Annotated in this window: 18 protein-coding genes and 1 tRNA gene; 11 read left to right on the plus strand and 8 right to left on the minus strand. The window is 40.2% G+C overall.

What is annotated here, in order from left to right:
* Positions 1–12: 12 nt before the first annotated feature.
* From OW255_RS04600 to OW255_RS04630, 7 genes are all read right to left on the minus strand, one after another.
* Positions 13–228, minus strand: coding sequence for a hypothetical protein (locus tag OW255_RS04600; protein WP_024837081.1), 216 nt, complete (start codon positions 226–228; stop codon positions 13–15).
* Between the two features lie 128 nt (positions 229–356).
* The gene (locus OW255_RS04605) at positions 357–1,085 is read right to left on the minus strand and encodes a hypothetical protein (RefSeq protein WP_268115773.1); all 729 of its coding nucleotides are present in this window, start codon (positions 1,083–1,085) and stop codon (positions 357–359) included.
* 56 nt (positions 1,086–1,141) lie between these two features.
* Positions 1,142–1,963, minus strand: a complete 822-nt coding sequence (locus OW255_RS04610; RefSeq protein WP_268115774.1) for a hypothetical protein — start codon at positions 1,961–1,963, stop codon at positions 1,142–1,144.
* A gap of 4 nt (positions 1,964–1,967) precedes the next feature.
* Positions 1,968–2,357 (minus strand): hypothetical protein, encoded by a 390-nt coding sequence (locus OW255_RS04615; RefSeq protein WP_268115775.1) that lies wholly within the window; start codon positions 2,355–2,357, stop codon positions 1,968–1,970.
* A 253-nt stretch (positions 2,358–2,610) separates the two neighbouring features.
* Complete coding sequence (locus tag OW255_RS04620) at positions 2,611–3,459, minus strand: hypothetical protein (RefSeq protein WP_268115777.1); 849 nt, start codon at positions 3,457–3,459, stop codon at positions 2,611–2,613.
* Between the two features lie 23 nt (positions 3,460–3,482).
* Positions 3,483–6,248: an RNA dependent RNA polymerase gene (locus tag OW255_RS04625; protein ID WP_024837076.1), complete on the minus strand. Its 2,766-nt coding sequence runs from the start codon at positions 6,246–6,248 to the stop codon at positions 3,483–3,485.
* 49 nt (positions 6,249–6,297) lie between these two features.
* On the minus strand, positions 6,298–6,471 hold the full coding sequence (locus OW255_RS04630; protein ID WP_155857756.1) for a hypothetical protein: 174 nt from the start codon (positions 6,469–6,471) through the stop codon (positions 6,298–6,300).
* A 299-nt stretch (positions 6,472–6,770) separates the two neighbouring features.
* On the opposite strand from OW255_RS04630, the gene OW255_RS04635 reads away from it, so the two are divergent.
* Positions 6,771–7,652, plus strand: coding sequence for a hypothetical protein (locus tag OW255_RS04635; RefSeq protein WP_024837074.1), 882 nt, complete (start codon positions 6,771–6,773; stop codon positions 7,650–7,652).
* Positions 7,653–7,794: 142 nt separating this feature from the next.
* A complete protein-coding gene (locus OW255_RS04640; protein WP_024837073.1) occupies positions 7,795–8,121 on the plus strand; it encodes a hypothetical protein in 327 nt (108 codons plus the stop codon).
* Between the two features lie 1,085 nt (positions 8,122–9,206).
* On the opposite strand, the gene OW255_RS04645 is transcribed toward OW255_RS04640, so the two are convergent.
* A tRNA-Arg gene (locus OW255_RS04645) sits at positions 9,207–9,278 on the minus strand.
* Between the two features lie 111 nt (positions 9,279–9,389).
* Between OW255_RS04645 and OW255_RS04650 the strand changes: the two genes are divergently transcribed.
* From OW255_RS04650 to OW255_RS04690, 9 genes are all read left to right on the plus strand, one after another.
* A complete protein-coding gene (locus tag OW255_RS04650; RefSeq protein ID WP_268115778.1) occupies positions 9,390–10,208 on the plus strand; it encodes a hypothetical protein in 819 nt (272 codons plus the stop codon).
* A 71-nt stretch (positions 10,209–10,279) separates the two neighbouring features.
* Entirely contained in the window at positions 10,280–11,344 is a 1,065-nt protein-coding gene (gene queA / locus OW255_RS04655; RefSeq protein WP_268115780.1) for a tRNA preQ1(34) S-adenosylmethionine ribosyltransferase-isomerase QueA, read from the plus strand.
* Complete coding sequence (locus OW255_RS04660) at positions 11,341–13,050, plus strand: ABC-ATPase domain-containing protein (RefSeq protein ID WP_268115781.1); 1,710 nt, start codon at positions 11,341–11,343, stop codon at positions 13,048–13,050. Before queA ends, OW255_RS04660 begins: the two co-directional genes overlap by 4 nt.
* An 18-nt stretch (positions 13,051–13,068) precedes the next feature.
* Positions 13,069–13,728, plus strand: a complete 660-nt coding sequence (locus OW255_RS04665; RefSeq protein ID WP_268115783.1) for a redox-sensing transcriptional repressor Rex — start codon at positions 13,069–13,071, stop codon at positions 13,726–13,728.
* 20 nt (positions 13,729–13,748) lie between these two features.
* On the plus strand, positions 13,749–14,675 hold the full coding sequence (locus OW255_RS04670) for a LysR family transcriptional regulator (protein ID WP_268115785.1): 927 nt from the start codon (positions 13,749–13,751) through the stop codon (positions 14,673–14,675).
* A gap of 114 nt (positions 14,676–14,789) precedes the next feature.
* Positions 14,790–15,980 (plus strand): iron-containing alcohol dehydrogenase, encoded by a 1,191-nt coding sequence (locus tag OW255_RS04675; protein ID WP_268115786.1) that lies wholly within the window; start codon positions 14,790–14,792, stop codon positions 15,978–15,980.
* Positions 15,981–16,117: 137 nt separating this feature from the next.
* A complete protein-coding gene (locus OW255_RS04680) occupies positions 16,118–16,915 on the plus strand; it encodes a sirohydrochlorin cobaltochelatase (protein ID WP_268115788.1) in 798 nt (265 codons plus the stop codon).
* On the plus strand, positions 16,912–17,913 hold the full coding sequence (locus OW255_RS04685) for an FAD:protein FMN transferase (RefSeq protein ID WP_268115789.1): 1,002 nt from the start codon (positions 16,912–16,914) through the stop codon (positions 17,911–17,913). Before OW255_RS04680 ends, OW255_RS04685 begins: the two co-directional genes overlap by 4 nt.
* A gap of 67 nt (positions 17,914–17,980) precedes the next feature.
* Complete coding sequence (locus OW255_RS04690) at positions 17,981–18,406, plus strand: GtrA family protein (RefSeq protein ID WP_268115790.1); 426 nt, start codon at positions 17,981–17,983, stop codon at positions 18,404–18,406.
* Positions 18,407–18,414: the final 8 nt, after the last annotated feature.

The raw sequence follows: 18,414 nt of genomic DNA on the forward strand, positions 1-18,414 counted from the left end.
GATACGGTTTTGTTACGGTTTATTTTCCTGCCAGCGCTTGTAGATCAGCTCGCTTTTTGCCTTGTGGAACCAGGCGACAATTTTTCCCTCCTGTCGTTCTGATTCCCAGATGAATTCGGGCTGAAGTCCGTTGGAGCAGTAAAATATAATCTGTTTTAAAGAGGAAATAGGAATCAGGGATTCCTCTCCATAAACGGATTTTGCTTCTTCTAAAGAATAAAATTTCATAACGTCTCCTTATGCAATAAAAAAATAGGGAATAACGATTGTAGCGGACTCGTTATTCCCTAAGTGTTATAAATAACACAAACTACAATCGGTTAAACCTGAATGGATTCAATCCTGAAACGAAAAGCTTATGCTTCCGTTTCCATGTACTCTACCATGTCAGCAACATTGCCGTCCTTATCTTCTAAGCAGGCAAATTCAATTTTTACAGTAGCTGCGTCACCGCTGGAAGAGAAGCTTAAGTCAAGGGTCTTTTTCGGCTTGCACTTATAGCCTGTAATGAGGTAAGGAGTGATTACGCCGCTTTCATCTTTTTCTACTGTTTTCATGGTGATGTAGTAATCCTGTGGATTCTTTTTGTTGTTAAAGCTAATCTTCTGTACGCCGGTCTCTTTGGCGATTAAATAACCTAATTCATAGGACTTGCCAGCTAAGATGCCGGCACCGCTGAATTTAGTACCTTCCACAGTTCCCTGTACGGCTTTGCCGCCAAAATCACCTTCCTCGTATACAAATACGGAACCGGCTTTAACGCCTTCTGGAAGAGTGAGCTCTCCAGCAGTAGTACTGGAAATGGACTTTCTCTCTGCAACAACAGCAGTGGTATCAATGACACCGTCAGATAATAAAGCGTAAAGCTTAAATGGTTTTACCTGCGCTTCGATTGTCATTGTGCCGTCCATTGGATTAGAGAAAGCGATCTTCTTCGCACCTTTGCTGGTAGCATAAGTCTCGTCTGCTGTAAAACCAAATGTGGTTACGTTTGCGTCTTCAAAGAAGAGATATGGAGCCAGTGTCTTTAACACTCTGATATCCACGTCACAGCAAGTTCTGTTGGCTTTGTTCATGTTTGTCATAATAAAATCCTCCTGATTTTTGAAATATAAAAAAAAGACTTACAAATTTGCAAATCTTAATTTTCGGTGTTTAAGTTTTTGTACCATTGAGAAGGGTCGAAATTGTTTTTACTGTCTCCCCATGCAGCAACTGACATGGATTGAATGTCATAGAGCGTGTTATTTTGCAGCCGCTTAAACTGATCGTATAGCTGATAGACTGTAATATCCCATATGTTTAACATGTTTAGGGAGGGGTGTCTGGCAGCAACCGCAGATAAAATATTGGGAAGATCCATACTTGCACTGTTATCTCTGCTCTTTTCTCGTTTTTGTTCCGCCTCTTTGGCTCGGTAATATAATTTTTTTGCCAACTCGCTTTTAAATTTAGGCTTTTCAATGGCTGTTTTGGAAGGAAAGATACCATTTCGCTGCAAAATGAGCTCTGTAATCAGGGAATAAATTTCCCTTGGTACTTGGCAATCAGCCCTCTTTCCATCGATTGCAATAAAACCCTTATGTTCATGGGAATAGCTTAGACGGCAATCCAGAAAAAAGGACAGTGCCTCTGTTACGCTGTTTAAAAGCTTTGTATCATAGGAGAAAATGTCTATGGGCAAAATCCCTTCCTTTTCCTCCAGGTTCAAATGATTATATTCCTCTCGAATCTGGCAAATGGCTTGCTTTTCCTGGTGGGAATAGTTTGCAAAGTAATCCGGTCCATTCTTATCCATTCCACTGTAATAGGATTCAATGTCCAGCAATAAAACGCCAAGGAAGGATTGGTAAACCGGAAAGGAGAGGGCCTCAATTTCTCTTAGCAGGGGAGAACGGATGCCCAGGCCGTTTTTTAGCTCCAAAGGTGATATGCTGATAAGTGTTCCGTAATCTAATTTCATAGAACTATCTTTCCTCTTCATAAATAAATTCAAATTCTAACATAGGCTGTTCCCTGTTCTTTATTACGAATGCGCTGCTGCAATCGGAATGGACATAGGTTAAAATTCCATCCACCCATAAGTATCCTTTTTCATTCTTCGCTTCCTGACACCATATCTTTTTGTCAGATAAAGTAAGTATGTATTCGTCTCTGTATCCATCCACATGAAAATCGCTCAGCTTTACATTGCAGAGCTGGTAATCGCTGTTTTTCACGATTGCATTTAATATAGAGCAAAGATGTACGTATCCGGCTACAATATTAATTTCCTGAGCAGAAGGGGAAGAAGAATCAGCCAGTGAGATTATTTCACTTATCAAATGATCCACGTTTGGAAAAATGCGTTTTTTCATGGTAATACCTTCTTTCTGATAAATGTACATAATTCCATAATTTTAGTCATACTCTCAACCGGTACAAATAAACGGCAGTCCGACGACAGCGTCAATCGGACCACCGGTGCCAAGGAGTGTTATGAGAAAGGAATGGATTCTTTGTACCTTTCCATATTAGTAAAATTACAATCGAACGTATGTTCTTATAAAAAGCCGCAAAATCAATGGTTTCGTAATGGTATTTTTAAGAGCTCCTCTAAAATGAGCTGGGTTACGCCATTGTTTTGCTGCGGTATCGTCTCGCTTTCATCTTTTGAATTTCTCTTTTATGGTTCAGCTTACATGCTTCACATCTGCATTCTCTGCTGGCAGCCACGGCTTCAAACGTGATTCCACAGTCTATGCAGGATATCTTTTTAGTTCCAATGGGAGAGTAGTAGGGATTTTGTTTGGTACAGTCGGTGCAGTACTTCCTATTTAAAGAAGTTCTTCTCACCAATATGCCGCACTTAACACATCTGATGTAATTCTCACCCTTCATAACTCTCCATTCATACCCAAGCTTTCTAAAATCCCGAATGAATGCGCAGCCTTTTTCGGATTCGTCTGAAAACAGTACACGAATGCTTAAATTATCTATCTTCTTAGCAAATTCAATGAGTCCAAGCTCTCTTAGCTTATGAAATCGGATATCCTTGTCATACGCCTTGGTGGTGATACAGGCCATCTTATAAATCTCACTGTCACTGTTTGTCACCCAGTTATTATTTTCCTTGTTCCTGAAATTCCCGTACTTAGCCAGGCATAAAAGAGTAAATGCCAGCCTCTCTAATACTTTATCTGAAAGACTCTCAATGGTTTTAATCTCCTGATCCGTAATCCAGATGCCGTCACAAAGACATAAGGGATATTTGGGAGCACGGCTCACACAGGATTCTATTGTTTCAGACCAGTCAACCGGATTATATTTGGGATAGTGAGCTTCCATAAATATATGAAGCCTTTCCATATTCCTTTTGTTGTCCAGCCCCTTCATATGAAAATAATATCTTGCCAGCATACTTAAGGTCTGATAGGTTTTTGTTAAGTCCGGCCGGTTTGTTTCCAGTAAATGTTCCACATATTCTTTTTCATTTAAAATAATTATGACTCTTCATCCTCCCTTTGTTTCCTTTGGTTCATAATAAATGATTCCCCAGCGTACTCAAATTCCCCATGACCTTCTGTCAGTACCGGGTAATTGACAACGTAGTCGTTCTTTTTCAGCAAGTTATTAATCATGGTCTCTCCACAGATGTCCCAGACGAACTGCTTTGATTTATTGGTGGTATAGCACATATCCAGCAAAATGTCGCAAAGCTCTTTTTCATTGGGACAGATTGCTTCACAGGCTGCTTTGAATTTTTGAATGAGCAAAGTTCGGTTCATACTTACTTCGTCTTTATCCAATCGCTGAGTTTTAGCCTGCTGCTGATAATGTTTCACATCCAGGTCGTATTCCCCTTTTATTTTCTCAATCTTTTTATAATCACGTTTGCTATAGGGCGCTCCTGATTTTAAGATAGAATAATCAAAAGCAGAGGATGTTCTTTGTTTTTGAAGGACATCTTGAAATTCCTGCTCAAAAAGCCAGCAGATACGGTTTACGGTACAGGGTTCATTTCCTACTGGCAATCCCTCCTGGTGATATTTAAGAAATTCTAATGCTTCCTTTGTTTTAGCAGGATTTTGTTTGAGTTCTTCCAATGGCATTTGGAACATGCGAATACATTTCTTATTACTGTCATTGATATACTTTTTGTGATCAGCCATGAGCTCGGGATAGATGTATCTCATGAAATACGGCTTTTTACTGGCACAAATTTCAAGGCATATCTTTTTATATGCTTTCTCTTCCTCGCTGTTCTCCGGAAGGGCTCTGCAGGCAGACTTATCATACCAGTGCTTTGGCATTGGTTTTGACAGAATACCTTTGGCCTTATCAATGGAATTCTGCTGATAGTGCTGGCCGCACATAATTCGGTATTCCAGTGTCTGATATTCCAGGCTGTCTTTTGGGAAACCGGCTTGCAATTCAATCATGGCAGTAATTTTATTAGTAGTGGAACCAATTTCGTCTCCAAATGCAAGTAAATTTGCCTGTACCAGATGGGATTCCTCTGGAATCACTTTATCCGCTCGTTTCTGGACGCATTCAATGGTGGGAGCATTCTTAGTGTTTTTTACAATAATCGGATGATTTGTAGTAAAAAAGGCATCGCTGTCTTTATCTGCACCATTTAAGGCATCGCAGGTGGAATCCCAGGAATTAAGAATCATCCCGGTTTGTATATATTGATACCAGTAATCCATTTCATTGCTATGTACAACCTTCCTTCTCCTGATGTTATTGTGACAGGTCATGGGAGCGCGAAAGCAGGCAATCTCATGGACATCCCTTTGCTTCCAATAGGAATGGTAAACCTCTCCCTGCTTTAAAAGTCCGGTAACTGGAAGCCCGAAGATGGACTGGGCAAGAGAGTAGGGGTCCCCACATACCATGGCAAAGTTCCCGGGCAGTTTAATGGATCCTTTGGCAGCCATCTGAATCCGCTTTCGTATCATACTGTGGATTTTTCCTACTACAAATGGGTCCTCTGCCATCCGCTTATCTATCATCAGAGCTTTTACAAAGTCATGCTCCCATTGCTCGGACTGAAGCTCATTTAAGTTCATCCCTTTTAAAAATACAATGGTTTTCCTCCAGTCATCAAACAGTACATCTTTAATTTCCCGGATGGTAGGTTCGCAAAGCTGATACAGCTCATCGTCTGTTAATTCAAAGGTCTGCAGAAACTGATAGTTGGCATTTCTCGCATGTTCCAATCTATCTGGGGTTGTCTTTGAAACGGAAAATTCATAATGATTTTCATAGGAGCATTCTAAAAAGTGCTCCAGGCTGTCATAGGAATCCCATAGCTTAACCATGGAGGTGGTAAGTAAAACATCATAATCCCTGACATCACGTAACGCCCCCCAGGCATCCTGAAAGGTAAAGTCTCCGTGGTTCACTTTTTTAGCAAACTCTTTAAAATCAAAGGTAAAGAGCATTCCTTTGGTCCAGGCAAAACGGGTATTGATTCCGGAAATGGTATTTTCATTTGAGGAATCTCCGGACAGCTCCTTATTTACAATCCTGGAATATTCCGGTGACATCAGTCCATAGCCGTCGGAATCGCAGTAATTTATTTTGTAGTCTTTTTGGCGGCTCATCTCTGGTTCGTCATTGTTTCCATCCTGAATCAGAATTACATCTTCCTTAAAGGTTACATTGCAATCCTTTACTATGGCAATCCGTGGCATGGAGACAGGAGTAGAGCTGCTGCAGATTAAAGCCTGATAAGCTTCCAGCTTGGCGGGAATCAATGGTTTACTTAAATCTCTTCCATTATCCATACGTTTTTTTATTTCTTCGTATATGGGACTACCTATATAAGTGATAGTTGATTTTTTAATGCCACCGTTTGTTCCCACCAGTCTGCGGTAAGAGTATTGATTGATGGTGAAGCCTTTGTTTGCTCTTAAGTAATCTTTTTTTGTATTCATGATCATGCAAAAATAATCCTTCTGGTATTGAAGGGAATACAGCTTTTTGTATAATTCTTTGATCTTACTCTTAGATTCCTCGCTTTTGGGTAATTTCTTTTGATGTTTTATTTGTGATTGAGTATTTCTTACTTCCTGATCTAAGTCCTTGATTCCATTCAGTTCACAAATCCAGCGTAAAAGCTGGCTGTCACCAAGTGCTACTACATCATTTTTATTCTTGATTGCCGTTTGCAGCGGCAGTGATAGCTTCCAGTCCGACTGAGAAAGTCGTTTGCTGGGTATTTTATAAATAAATTTATGGCATGATTTTTCCTTTGCCAAGAAGATCCCCCCTTGATTCATTTGTTATTGGTTATAGTTAATTCGTATGTTATGGGTGCAGTTTTTTACTCAACGACTGAAGCTTTCGTTCTTCCAGAGTATAATGAGGAACTTTACGTTTTTTCGACCGATGGGTGCAGAAATCATCTACGCTTATCTCACCGGCATACATTCTATGAAATTCTTCCCTGGTGGGAACCTTTGTTTTTCTATGATAGTCCATAATTGTGATTGTTTCTCCTTTCCATTTATATTGGCAGCATCCGAAGAATACCTCTACGGCACATTCCTTAAGGATGTAAATGGCATGGGAGAGAGAATTGAGATAGAAATTTGTGAATGGGAGGAAACAACAAATTTAAAATACAGTTAATATTTTCTTGTGATGTCATACTATCATAAGGAATTTCGTTTGTCAACAGGGATGAAATAATTGTAAACATTCAAAAATATTAACCGTATTGACATACAAATCATCCTGTGTTAAGGTTGAAAAAATGCGCCATTTCACCGGAGGTCACTATGGAATATCAAAAATTAGCAAATTTATGTGAAGAATATGGTATCGATATTCAGAAAAAGATTTTGGAGGAGATATCAGAAAAGGATATATTGTCCATGAATGAAGAGGATTGGCTTTCCCTATTTCTTACTATGGGTCTCGATAACATGCAGACAATACATAAAACAAGGACCTCCCTCCATAAGCTTTGTAACGTATTTCAATTAATCGGTGATACAGATTATAATCCATTTGATTCTTATAAGCTGGAAGCTAGAAATATTTATCAATCGGCGAAGAAGAATATTTATATTACCCCTTTGGAATTAGATACTGGAATTAATCAGCTGAATAACAAGGAAATAGGCGCCTGTATTCTACGGCTTTTCTATGAAGGAATACGGGAGGCAGGGGATTTATATCAAATTACCATGGATCAGATTGATTTAGAGAATCGCAGAATTTATTTTAAAAATCATACTCTGAATATGTCAGAAGACTTATACCATTCTATGAAAATCTACTTAGATACCTGGGATATGGATAGTTTTAAGTTAATAAGACCATATGAAAACAGCTTTGTAAAGGTGAATCAGTATAGGAGCACAACTGATTTTTTTATCAATTTTTCCAATACAGCTTCCCGGTTCGTCAGCAAAGCAGGTTTTAAAAAGATTCATTTATATGGCTCAGGATTTATTAATTATTTATATAAGAAATGTGGCTCCATTGATAAAATGGACGAGTTATTCTACGCAAATGATAAGGTTAGAGGTCTGATGATGGAGCTGTGTGATGAGATAGAAACCTATGGTAGGGAATATGGTCTCTTTTTGGAAGGGAAATATATCAGATATCGTTATAAAAGTTATTATGAAAGTTTTAAACTTAAGAACAAGTGAGCCGGTGATACCGGCTTATTTTTTTGTATAATATTTTAAATCAATAGCTTGTTTAGAACATATGTTCTGATTGGGCTTGACGAAATTAATTTCCGGTGATATGATATACATAGAACATGTGTTCGAGTTTTGGGGAGTTGATATGAGAATAGAATTTGTGGAAGCACTGCTAATGAGCAGACAGGACAGTAAAATAACAGTTAATATATTTTCTTGTCGAGGAGGAGAAGGCTTTAGAGCTTGCCAGACCATTGAAAGGGCCTGTATCAATAAACAGGATTTTAGTGCAGGTCTGGAAATAAAAGACAAGAAAGATGGAGATGCCATAGTTAAAATCGGCTATTCCAGATTAAGAGATGTCGGAATTATGGAGTTGGGAGACTTGATTCTGACTTTTACATACGATACGGTTCGGATTGAACTGGCAATAAAAAAGAAGAATATAAATTGCCAGAAACAGGTACAATGAAGATGTAATTGAAATAAGGGATTTAATCAGGATTCAAAATTCAAAGCAGGTAGTCAGGCACAATGAAGTAAAAATCTTCATAACTTAGGTGTAAACGCCTGAGTCAGATTATCTTGCACATGCTTTACAAGTATAGCTGCGATATAAGCTTCAACCGGGCAGCTGTGGTAAAGTTTTATGATATATTTTATATAGAGCAACTTTTTATAATCACCCTGGGTGTTTTCATAAATGAAAAGGTTATACAGAATCTTGGTCTAAATGATATTTAGGCAATTTTATGGATGCACCACGGCTAGGTAACTAATAGCCGTGGTGAATAAAAATAAGGGTGCTTTATAACTTACATTACCAGAGTTAAAAGCTATTAGAATTCTATACATACTTTTATTACATATAGATTAAGTATGAGTGCTGGTTATATTACTTACGTATTTTTAGTTTTTATATTATCTTTCTATTAATTCATAAAGTCTGAGCTTTGGATTCGATTGAACTAAGCAAATAGATGGTTTAAGATTTATCAAAAAAAATCTTCTCGCTATTTTATAACCTTCGTCAATAGGAATTCAAGATTGCGAAACAAGCTTTGATTGTCTATCTTAGCTTCTTTCCCTGATTCACTTAATTATATGATTCCAATAGAGATCAATTACACAATCCATCATAAGAATAAAGAATACTTATGAATCTCTAATTTCTATTAAATTTAGAGTGGATAATGTTCCACTCTCTATTATTTTATTGCTTCCAAGTAAACAAATATGTTTTTGTAGAAATATGTCAATAATTATAATTATGTAGTTTACATGAAGAAAATGGAATGAATATTCTATACGAAAGAAGAATAGGAGCTTAAATGCTAAATTAAGGAATATAATGAGGACAGAACAAAATATACATTAAAAGTGGAAAAGCATCTGACTAGTTAGCTGTCATAAAATGACTACTTATATTTCAGCGGTAATGGGAAAAATTCAGTTGTAAATATTAAATATGGATATAGAAGAATTAAATAATAGATAAATACAAAGAGAACTTGTAAAATAGAAAAATTAAAGAATTATTTTCGGGCAAAAAAATAGTGCATCTGATAGGAATCGAACCTACGCACACGGCTCCGGAGGCCATTGCTCTATCCACTGAGCTACAGATGCATCTTTTATATTCTACTATAAGAAGTTTTAAAGCGCAAGAGTTTTGTTGATTTTTATCGCATTTTTTGCTAAAATGAAAAGGAGATTCATTCTCCAGGAGGTCAAGCCCATATGAAGCACTTATTGGAAAAATGGAAAAATGGTACCATGGACGTTTTGAAGCGTTACTGGAAATTTCTTGCCATTCCATTGGTAGTAATTATACTTATAATCACGGTAGTTATCTTGGATAAGCCGGGTCAAGGGGAAAAGGATTTATCATCGAAGACAGGAAATTCTTCTGTTGGTGCGGAGGATAATGGATCAGATGAAGTTCCAAAGGCAGAGATCGTTTTAAAAAAGGATGCAGTACCGGAAATCAAGGAATTAATGGAAGCATATTTTAAGGCCAGGAAAACCTGTGATAAAGAAGCTCTTTCTACGGTATATGGAGGAACAAGCTCGGCAGAGGAACTGAATCAGCAGATTACCAGAATGGAAGAAGAGGTAAAATTCTATCAGGATTATGAAAATCTGGTTTGCTATACAGCTCCAGGCGTAGAGAAAGACGATTTGCTTGTTTACACAAGGTTTGATGTTAAATTCCGTCAGGCTGAGTCCCTGGCACCTAGTCTCATCGTTTGCTATGCGAAGAAGAATGCAGACGGAGCGTATTATTTGGTTGCCGAAACGGATAAAAAGCAGTCTGAGTTAATGGAAGAGGCCAACCAGTCAGATGAAGTTCAAAAGCTGGCGAAAGAAGTGAATGAAAGCCTTGATAAGGCATTAAAGTCTGATGAAAATCTTTTAGCTGTTTATCATACCTTGATGAATCAGAAAGAGGAGACTGGGGAAAGCTCTGAGAGCGAGTCAGAGGCTGGAGGGGAAACAACCAGTCAGGAGACAGAAGCAGCCAAAGAGTCTGCCAGCCAGGGCAGTCAGGCGAATTAATATGTAAGAACAGATGCTTCTCTGCGTGGCACCGTGCAGAGGAGCATTTTTATCAAAGGAGATAATAAATCATGAACGTGAGAGATTTTAATTTTGACTTACCCCAGGAGCTGATCGCCCAGGATCCCCTGTTAGACCGCTCTTCTTCCAGGCTTTTAGTGATGGACAAGCAGACTGGAGAGATCGAACATAGGCATTTTAGAGACATTCTTTCCTATTTAAAGGAAGGAGATTGTCTTGTAATCAATGACACTAAGGTAATTCCAGCCAGACTCTTTGGTGTGAAGGAAGGAACGGAAGCCAAAATAGAGATACTTCTCTTAAAAAGAAGAGAGAATGATATTTGGGAAACCCTTGTTAAGCCTGGGAAGAAGGCGAAGGAAGGAACCGTTATCTCATTTGGTGACGGACTTTTAAAGGGAACTGTCATTGACGTTGTGGAAGAAGGAAATAGGCTCATTCAGTTCAGCTATGATGGGATTTTTGAAGAAATTTTAGATCAGCTGGGACAGATGCCTCTCCCTCCTTATATTACCCATCAGCTTCAGGATAAAAACCGCTATCAGACGGTGTATGCAAAGCATGATGGATCCGCAGCGGCTCCAACTGCCGGGCTTCATTTTACTAAGGAATTGTTGGAGAAAATCGAGAAAAAAGGCATTTCCATTGCACGGGTAACGCTTCACGTTGGACTGGGAACCTTTCGCCCAGTGAAGGTGGACACAATTGAATCTCATCACATGCATTCCGAATTCTATATGGTAGAAGAGGCGGAGGCAAAGAAGGTCAACGATACCAAAAAGAATGGCGGCCGCATCATCTGCGTGGGAACCACCAGCTGCCGTACCGTGGAATCTGCTTCCACAGAGGATGGAATTTTAAAGGCTGGAAGCGGGTGGACTGAAATTTTCATTTATCCAGGATACCGTTTTAAGACTTTGGATTGTCTGATTACCAACTTCCATCTGCCGGAATCCACACTTGTGATGCTTGTTTCTGCACTGGCAGGAAGAGAGCATGTGCTTCATGCTTATGAAGAGGCAATCAAAGAGCGCTATCGTTTCTTTAGCTTCGGAGATGCCATGTTCCTTACAGACCTTACTAATAATCAGAACGGGAGGAGGCCTTTGGAATGAAGACTTCCGGGGATTTAAAGCAATTTCTCCGTTCTATAGATGGAAAAGGATATCCTGCTTATAAAGGGGCAAAAGGAGAATATCAGTTTCCAGGCTATGTGTTATCTATTGACCATATACAGGGGGACCCTTTTGCTGCCCCTTCTCGGATCAGCATTCAAATACAGGGGAAAAAGGCGGCATTCCCAGTTGATACTTATGATTTAAAACATAAAAGAATTGCTCTCTCTGACGAACTCTTAAGGCGCTTTGGAAAAATGCTGGAGCCATATTCCTTTCAGGCTAAGGGATCTGGAAAAAGCGGGTTATTATCAATCAGTCGTCCTGGACAGGAGATTTTAGAACGGATCGCTTGTCAGGTAAATGGATTCGATGGCAGTCTGACTTTACGCCTTGAAGCAGGATTTCCAGCCAATGGAAGATCCATACGGTCGGAAGAGCTTATTAAGATTCTGTTTGATTTTCTGCCAGCCTGTATTTCCAAGGTCTGTTTTTACGACGCTTATACCCAGGAGGAAAAGTCAGGGATAACATCGGTAATAGAGCTTTCCAAAGATCAGGAAGCCTTAAGATGCAAGCTTTCTGACCTTGGTCTTATCGCATTTGTTGCCAATGGCGCCATTCTTCCCAGACAGTCAGGAATCTCCAATCGACCAATGGCAAAGGCAGTACCATTTCAATCTCCGTCCTCCATGGAGGTAGAGATTGTTCTTCCTCATAGAGGAGCTATAAAGGGAATGGGTATACCAAAAGGAGTGACTCTGATTGTTGGAGGCGGATATCATGGAAAATCCACACTGTTAGAGGCACTTGAAAAAGGAGTGTATCCACACATTGCCGGAGATGGCAGGGAATTTGTCATAACAGATTCTTCCGCTGTTAAGCTTCGGGCAGAGGATGGAAGAAGCGTAAGAAAGGTAGATATCTCCGGATTCATTAACCATTTGCCCAATGGGAGAGATACCAGCAGATTTTCCACGGAGGATGCCAGTGGAAGTACATCTCAGGCAGCTTCCATGGTGGAGGCCATGGAAGCAGGGGCACATGTATTTTTAATTGATGAAGATACCAGCGCAACTAATTTTATGATACGTGACCGCCTTATGCAGCAGGTGGTAAAAAGAAGCCAGGAGCCAATTACTCCATTTATTGAGAGAATCCGGGGACTTTATGAGACAAAAGGAATTTCTACTATACTGGTTGCAGGAAGCTCTGGGGCTTATTTTCATGTTGCAGATCACGTCATTCAAATGGATTCCTATGTTCCAAGAGAGATTACAAAGGAAGCAAAGGAAGCTGCAAAGTCGTTCGGGGAAGCAATGCAGTCTCTTGAATTTCCTCTTATCAATCTTAGCCGCACGCCTTCCCGCCTTGAGATGGGAGGAGATGGAAAGCGGTCTAAAACAAAGGTGTTAGGCAGGGATAGCCTTAAGCTTGATTCTGAAACCGTCGATCTGCGTTATGTGGAGCAGATTGCAGATATTGAGCAGATTGCCGCTCTGGGGTATCTGATTCAGTATGCAGGGGCTCATCTTATAGATGGTAAAAAGACGCTGGCCCAGATAGTGGACGAGCTGGAGAAACGGATGGAGTTACAAGACCTGAATGTCCTGGGAGAAAAGAACCACCCTCCCGGTAATCTGGCGGTTCCCAGAAGACAGGAAATGTTTGCAGCATTTAACCGGTGCCGCAGCCTGCGTTTTTAGAAGGGGAGGTATTTGCTTATGGAAGAAAAGAGACATATGGTGGGAGGAATCTCCCGAAAAACGCTGGAACGCCTTCCGGTATATCATCATTACCTGGAGCAAAAAGAGAAGGAAAAATCAGAGACCATTTCTGCTCCCTTAATGGCTGCTGACTTAAAGCTCAATGAGGTCCAGGTTCGAAAAGACCTTGCCATGGTTACTAAAACTGGGGGAAAGCCAAAGATGGGGTATCAGATTCGGGAACTGATTCGGGATATCGAAGAATTTCTGGGTTATCATAACACCAACCAGGCTGTTTTAGTAGGGGCAGGTTCTTTAGGAAAAGCACTTCTTACTTACCGGGGGTTTGAACAGTATGGGGTGGAGATAGTGATGGCCTTTGATTCCGATGGAAGAAAGGTGAACACTAAAATCGGAGGAAAGCTTATTTTGCCCTTTGTAAAGCTGGAGAATCTTTGCCAGAGAATGAACATTCATATTGGAATCATTACAGTTCCTGCACATTCAGCCCAGGAGGCCTGTGACCATTTGGTGGCAGCAGGAGTAAAGGCAATCTGGAATTTTGCCCCCATTCATCTAAAGGTTCCGGGTCATGTTCTGGTTCAGAATGAAAATATGGCAGTTTCCCTGGCGGCGCTGTCTAAATATCTTTATGAAGCTGAAAAGGAAGGCAGGTAGCATACAAAGGAGGAAGGCGTTTGAATACGGTACTATTACAATATGCGGTTGAAGTAGAAAAAACAGGCTCCATCACTCAGGCAGCAGCAAACCTTTACATGGATCAGCCAAATCTGAGTAAGGCAATCAAAAGTCTGGAAGAAAGTCTTGGAGCTCCTATTTTTAAACGGACGCCCAAGGGTGTGGTTCCAACGGAACGGGGGAGAATGTTCCTGGAATACGCAAGGAACGTTTTGGTGCAGATTGAGGAAATGGAGCACTTATATAAGCCTGATGAAGTTAATGGCATGAAATTTTCTCTTTCTATGCCAAGAGCAAGCTATATCAGTCTTGCCTGTACCAGATTTATAAGGACCATGGATCCGGAAGAATCCATGGCTGTCTGGCTGAGAGAGACCAACACAGCCGAAACCTTAAGAGATGTAGAAACAGGGGAATACAATTTGGGGATAATCAGATATCAGTCTTCATCAGAGGCTTATTACAGGCAGATCACATCAACAAAGGGCCTTAGCATGGAGCCCTTGCTTGATTTTTCTTTAAGAATTCTTATATCCTCACATCACCCTCTTGCTAAAAAGAAAGAGATATATTCAGAAGACCTGGCACCCTATATTGAAATCTGCCATGGAGACGGAGTAACCAGGAACAAAGAGACCTTTGAAAGGGATACGCACCTTAAAAATCCAGCCAAGCGAATCTATGTATTCGAGAGAGGAAGTCAGTTTGACCTTCTATGTGAGAATCCAGATTCCTATATGTGGGTATCTCCCATGCCAGACCAGGTACTAAAGCGGTATCATCTGATTGAGCGGGAATGCATAGGAAATCATCGGTTATTTCAGGATTCTCTCCTATATAGAAAGGGATATACCTTTACTGCCTGGGATAAGGAATTCTTAAAAGAACTGGAGTCCTCAGAACCTTTATCAGCCATGGAGTGTTAAATATATATCAATATATATATACTGATATATACCTTTTTACCTTTGTATTTCCTGTCGAATTATAATACAATATTTCTATAGCAAGAACTGGAAATTCATAAGGAGGGTTATAACATGGCTAGATTTACATTACCGAGAGACTTGTATCACGGAAAGGGTGCCTTAGAAGAACTTAAGAATTTAAAGGGAAATAAGGCAATCGTGGTAGTTGGCGGCGGTTCGATGAAACGATTTGGATTTCTTGACAGGGTTGAAGCTTACTTAAAGGAAGCTGGTATTGAAGTAAGGTTATTTGAAGGGGTAGAGCCGGATCCAAGCGTGGAGACGGTATTAAAAGGCGCTCAGATGATGCGCGAGTTTGAACCAGACTGGATCGTTGCAATCGGCGGCGGTTCCCCAATTGATGCAGCAAAAGCAATGTGGGCATTTTATGAGTATCCAGATGTCACATTTGAAGATTTATGTATTCCATTTAATTTCCCATCCTTACGTTTAAAGGCTAAGTTCTGTGCGATTCCGTCTACTTCCGGAACAGCAACCGAAGTAACGGCTTTCAGTGTTATCACAGATTATCAGAAGGGTATTAAATATCCGTTAGCAGACTTTAACATCACACCAGATGTTGCGATTGTCGATCCTGACCTTGCTGAGACAATGCCTCAGCAGCTGACCGCTTACACTGGAATGGATGCTTTGACACATGCAGTAGAGGCTTATGTATCTACCCTTCACTGTGACTATACCGATCCTCTTGCGCTTCATGCGATCAAGATGATACATAATGATTTGATTAAATCCTATCATGGAGATTTAGAGGCTCGTGCACGTATGCACAATGCACAGTGCCTTGCAGGTATGGCATTCTCCAATGCACTGTTAGGTATTGTTCATTCCATGGCCCATAAGACAGGGGCTGCATATTCCGGTGGACACATCGTTCATGGTTGTGCAAATGCAATGTATCTTCCTAAAGTAATCAAGTTCAATGCAAAGGTTTCCGAAGCAGCAACACGTTATGCTGAGATTGCCCGCTTCATTGGTTTAGAGGGTAATACTGACGAAGAACTGGTTGATGCATTGATTGCTGAGATTCGTTCCATGAATGAAAAGCTTAGTATTCCAACCTGTATTAAGGAATATGAAGGCGGAATCATTGACGAAGCAGAGTTCAATGATAAGTTAGCGTCAGTAGCCGAATTAGCAGTTGGTGATGCATGCACCGGCTCCAACCCAAGACCGATTACACCGGCTGAGATGGAGAAACTGTTGATTTGTTGTTACTATGATAAAGAGGTAGATTTCTAAAAATCTCCTAAAATGAATGCAATGTGAGTCGTAGGCGCAAAACCTTTGGTTTTGCGCCTACGGTGCGTGAAAAGGAGTTTGACAGTAAAAATCATCTGTGATATGGTAATCAGGAAATATACATATAGGAGAATGAAATGAAAAAAGCGGTTTTAGTAGTGAGTTTTGGTACAACCTATAATGAGAGTAGAAAAAAGACCATAGAGGCCATTGAACAGGCAATCAGAGATGAATTCAAAGACTTTGAAATACGCCGTGCATTTACCAGCCGGATTATTATCGGAATTCTTAAAAATAGAGACGGAATTGAAATAGACGGAGTTTCTGAAGCTCTTTTACAGTTGACAAAAGACGGCTATACCCATGTACTGGTTCAGCCTACCCTGGTTATGGGCGGAGAAGAAAATGACCGCATGCTTTCTGCTGTAGAGGAATATAAGGACCATTTTGATAAAATTGTTTGCGGACAGCCCCTTTTATCCTCAGAAGAGGATTATGAAAGGCTGACAAAAGTTCTTACTGAGGATACCAGGGAATATGATGAGGCTGGAACGGAAATCATATTTATGGGACATGGCACCGAGCATGTTGCCAATGAAGCATACCATCGTCTGGCAGGTGTTTTTTCCAGCCAGAATTTTGACCGTTACCATATTGGAACCGTAGAGGCAGAACCTACGTTTCAGGATATTATGGAAGAAGTAAAGAAAACAGATTCCACCCGTATTATCCTTCAGCCTCTGATGATCGTATGTGGAGATCACGCCCATAACGATATGGCAGGAGAAGAGGATGACTCCTGGAAAGCTCAGTTGGAGGAAGAGGGGTATGAGGTAATCTGCCGGTTAAAGGGCATGGGAGAATTAGATGGCGTGTGCCAGATTCTGGTAGACCATGCAAGGGAAGCCAAGGTTAAGATGGAGGAAATGGAATGATAAAAGGGAAAAAGCTCCTTTTTATTGCCGGATTAGCAGCGCTTTTGCTATCCGGCTGTGACCGGAAGATAGAACCTGTCAGCAAATCCGGTTTTTTACTGAATACGTATGTTACCGTTACCATCTATGACAACGATGATCCTAAGATATTAGACGGCTGCCTGGAATTATGCCGTTCCTATGAAAATATATTAAGTAAGACCATAGAAGGCAGCGAAGTTTACAAGCTGAATCACAGGCCAAAGGATCAGCAGACAATTACCGTGTCGGATGATATTAAAAATCTGATTACCAGAGCAGACTATCTTTCAAAGATATCAGGAGGAGGCTTTGATATTACCATAGAGCCCTTATCTTCCCTTTGGGACTTTACCTCTCAAAATCCTGTCGTTCCCCCTGAAAATGAGATCAAAGAAGATGTGAAAAAGGTAAATTATCATAACTTAAAGCTGGAAGGAAACAGTCTCACCTTTTTATCGCCGGATACCACTCTTGATTTTGGTGGAGTTGCAAAGGGATACATTGCTGACCGTTTAAAGGATTATTTAGTAGAAGAGGGCGTCAAAAGTGCTATTATCAATTTAGGCGGAAATGTCCTTTGTGTCGGTGAAAAACCAGATGGGACACCATTTAAAGTGGGTCTTCAAAAGCCTTTTGCAGATCGGAATGAGACCATAGAAACTCTTAATATAAATGATATGTCAGTGGTATCTTCCGGTGTTTATGAGCGTCATTTTATTAAAGATGGAATTAATTATCACCATCTGTTAGATCCTAAGACCGGATACCCTTACCGCAATGGTCTTGTTTCGGTCACTATTATAACAAAGATTTCCGGTGATGCCGATGGTCTTACTACCGCCTGTTTTTCCCAGGGACTGGAAGGAGGACTTAAATTAGTCAATTCCTTAGAGGGTGTTTATGGGATATTTATCACGGATGATTACGAGGTTTACTATTCTGATGGAGCCAAAGACTTTCTGGAAGTCAAGCCTTAGATTCCCTTTACAATTTTCCTTCCCTATAATACAATAGAGGAAATGTAATTTTACAGGAGAAAAAGAAATGTTAATGAAAATATGGCGTAAATTCATGAGCCGTGAAGTCATTTCTTATTTGATATTTGGAGTTTTGACAACCCTTGTGAACTGGGTAGTCTATGGCATGATGGTAAAGACCGGCGTAGATTATCGAATCGCAACAGCAGCAGCGTGGGTCATATCCGTTCTGTTTGCCTATGTTGTAAATAAAATTTTTGTTTTTCAAAGCTATGACATGCATCTTGGTTTTGTGATAAAGGAGGTCATATCCTTTACCACGTGCAGAGCAGCATCAGGCGTCATAGAAATGGTTCTGATGGTGATTATGGTTTCCTGGCTCAATATGGATGAATATGTAAGTAAAGTACTGGTATCCGTAGTTGTAGTGGTAGCAAACTATGTATTCAGCAAACTTTTCATATTCCGAAACAGTGAGGAAAAACCCCTGTAAAGAGAGGT

Source organism: Lacrimispora xylanolytica (assembly GCF_026723765.1).
GTDB classification, from domain to species: domain Bacteria; phylum Bacillota; class Clostridia; order Lachnospirales; family Lachnospiraceae; genus Lacrimispora; species Lacrimispora xylanolytica.

Excerpts from the sequence above, each read along its gene's own strand:
- OW255_RS04600 (WP_024837081.1), bottom strand. The coding sequence starts at position 228 with ATGAAATTTTATTCTTTAGAAGAAGCAAAATCCGTTTATGGAGAGGAA.
- OW255_RS04605 (WP_268115773.1), bottom strand. The coding sequence starts at position 1,085 with ATGACAAACATGAACAAAGCCAACAGAACTTGCTGTGACGTGGATATC.
- OW255_RS04610 (WP_268115774.1), bottom strand. The coding sequence starts at position 1,963 with ATGAAATTAGATTACGGAACACTTATCAGCATATCACCTTTGGAGCTA.
- OW255_RS04615 (WP_268115775.1), bottom strand. The coding sequence starts at position 2,357 with ATGAAAAAACGCATTTTTCCAAACGTGGATCATTTGATAAGTGAAATA.
- OW255_RS04630 (WP_155857756.1), bottom strand. The coding sequence starts at position 6,471 with ATGGACTATCATAGAAAAACAAAGGTTCCCACCAGGGAAGAATTTCAT.
- OW255_RS04635 (WP_024837074.1), top strand. The coding sequence starts at position 6,771 with ATGGAATATCAAAAATTAGCAAATTTATGTGAAGAATATGGTATCGAT.
- OW255_RS04640 (WP_024837073.1), top strand. The coding sequence starts at position 7,795 with ATGAGAATAGAATTTGTGGAAGCACTGCTAATGAGCAGACAGGACAGT.
- OW255_RS04650 (WP_268115778.1), top strand. The coding sequence starts at position 9,390 with ATGAAGCACTTATTGGAAAAATGGAAAAATGGTACCATGGACGTTTTG.
- queA (WP_268115780.1), top strand. The coding sequence starts at position 10,280 with ATGAACGTGAGAGATTTTAATTTTGACTTACCCCAGGAGCTGATCGCC.
- OW255_RS04660 (WP_268115781.1), top strand. The coding sequence starts at position 11,341 with ATGAAGACTTCCGGGGATTTAAAGCAATTTCTCCGTTCTATAGATGGA.
- OW255_RS04665 (WP_268115783.1), top strand. The coding sequence starts at position 13,069 with ATGGAAGAAAAGAGACATATGGTGGGAGGAATCTCCCGAAAAACGCTG.
- OW255_RS04675 (WP_268115786.1), top strand. The coding sequence starts at position 14,790 with ATGGCTAGATTTACATTACCGAGAGACTTGTATCACGGAAAGGGTGCC.
- OW255_RS04680 (WP_268115788.1), top strand. The coding sequence starts at position 16,118 with ATGAAAAAAGCGGTTTTAGTAGTGAGTTTTGGTACAACCTATAATGAG.
- OW255_RS04685 (WP_268115789.1), top strand. The coding sequence starts at position 16,912 with ATGATAAAAGGGAAAAAGCTCCTTTTTATTGCCGGATTAGCAGCGCTT.
- OW255_RS04690 (WP_268115790.1), top strand. The coding sequence starts at position 17,981 with ATGTTAATGAAAATATGGCGTAAATTCATGAGCCGTGAAGTCATTTCT.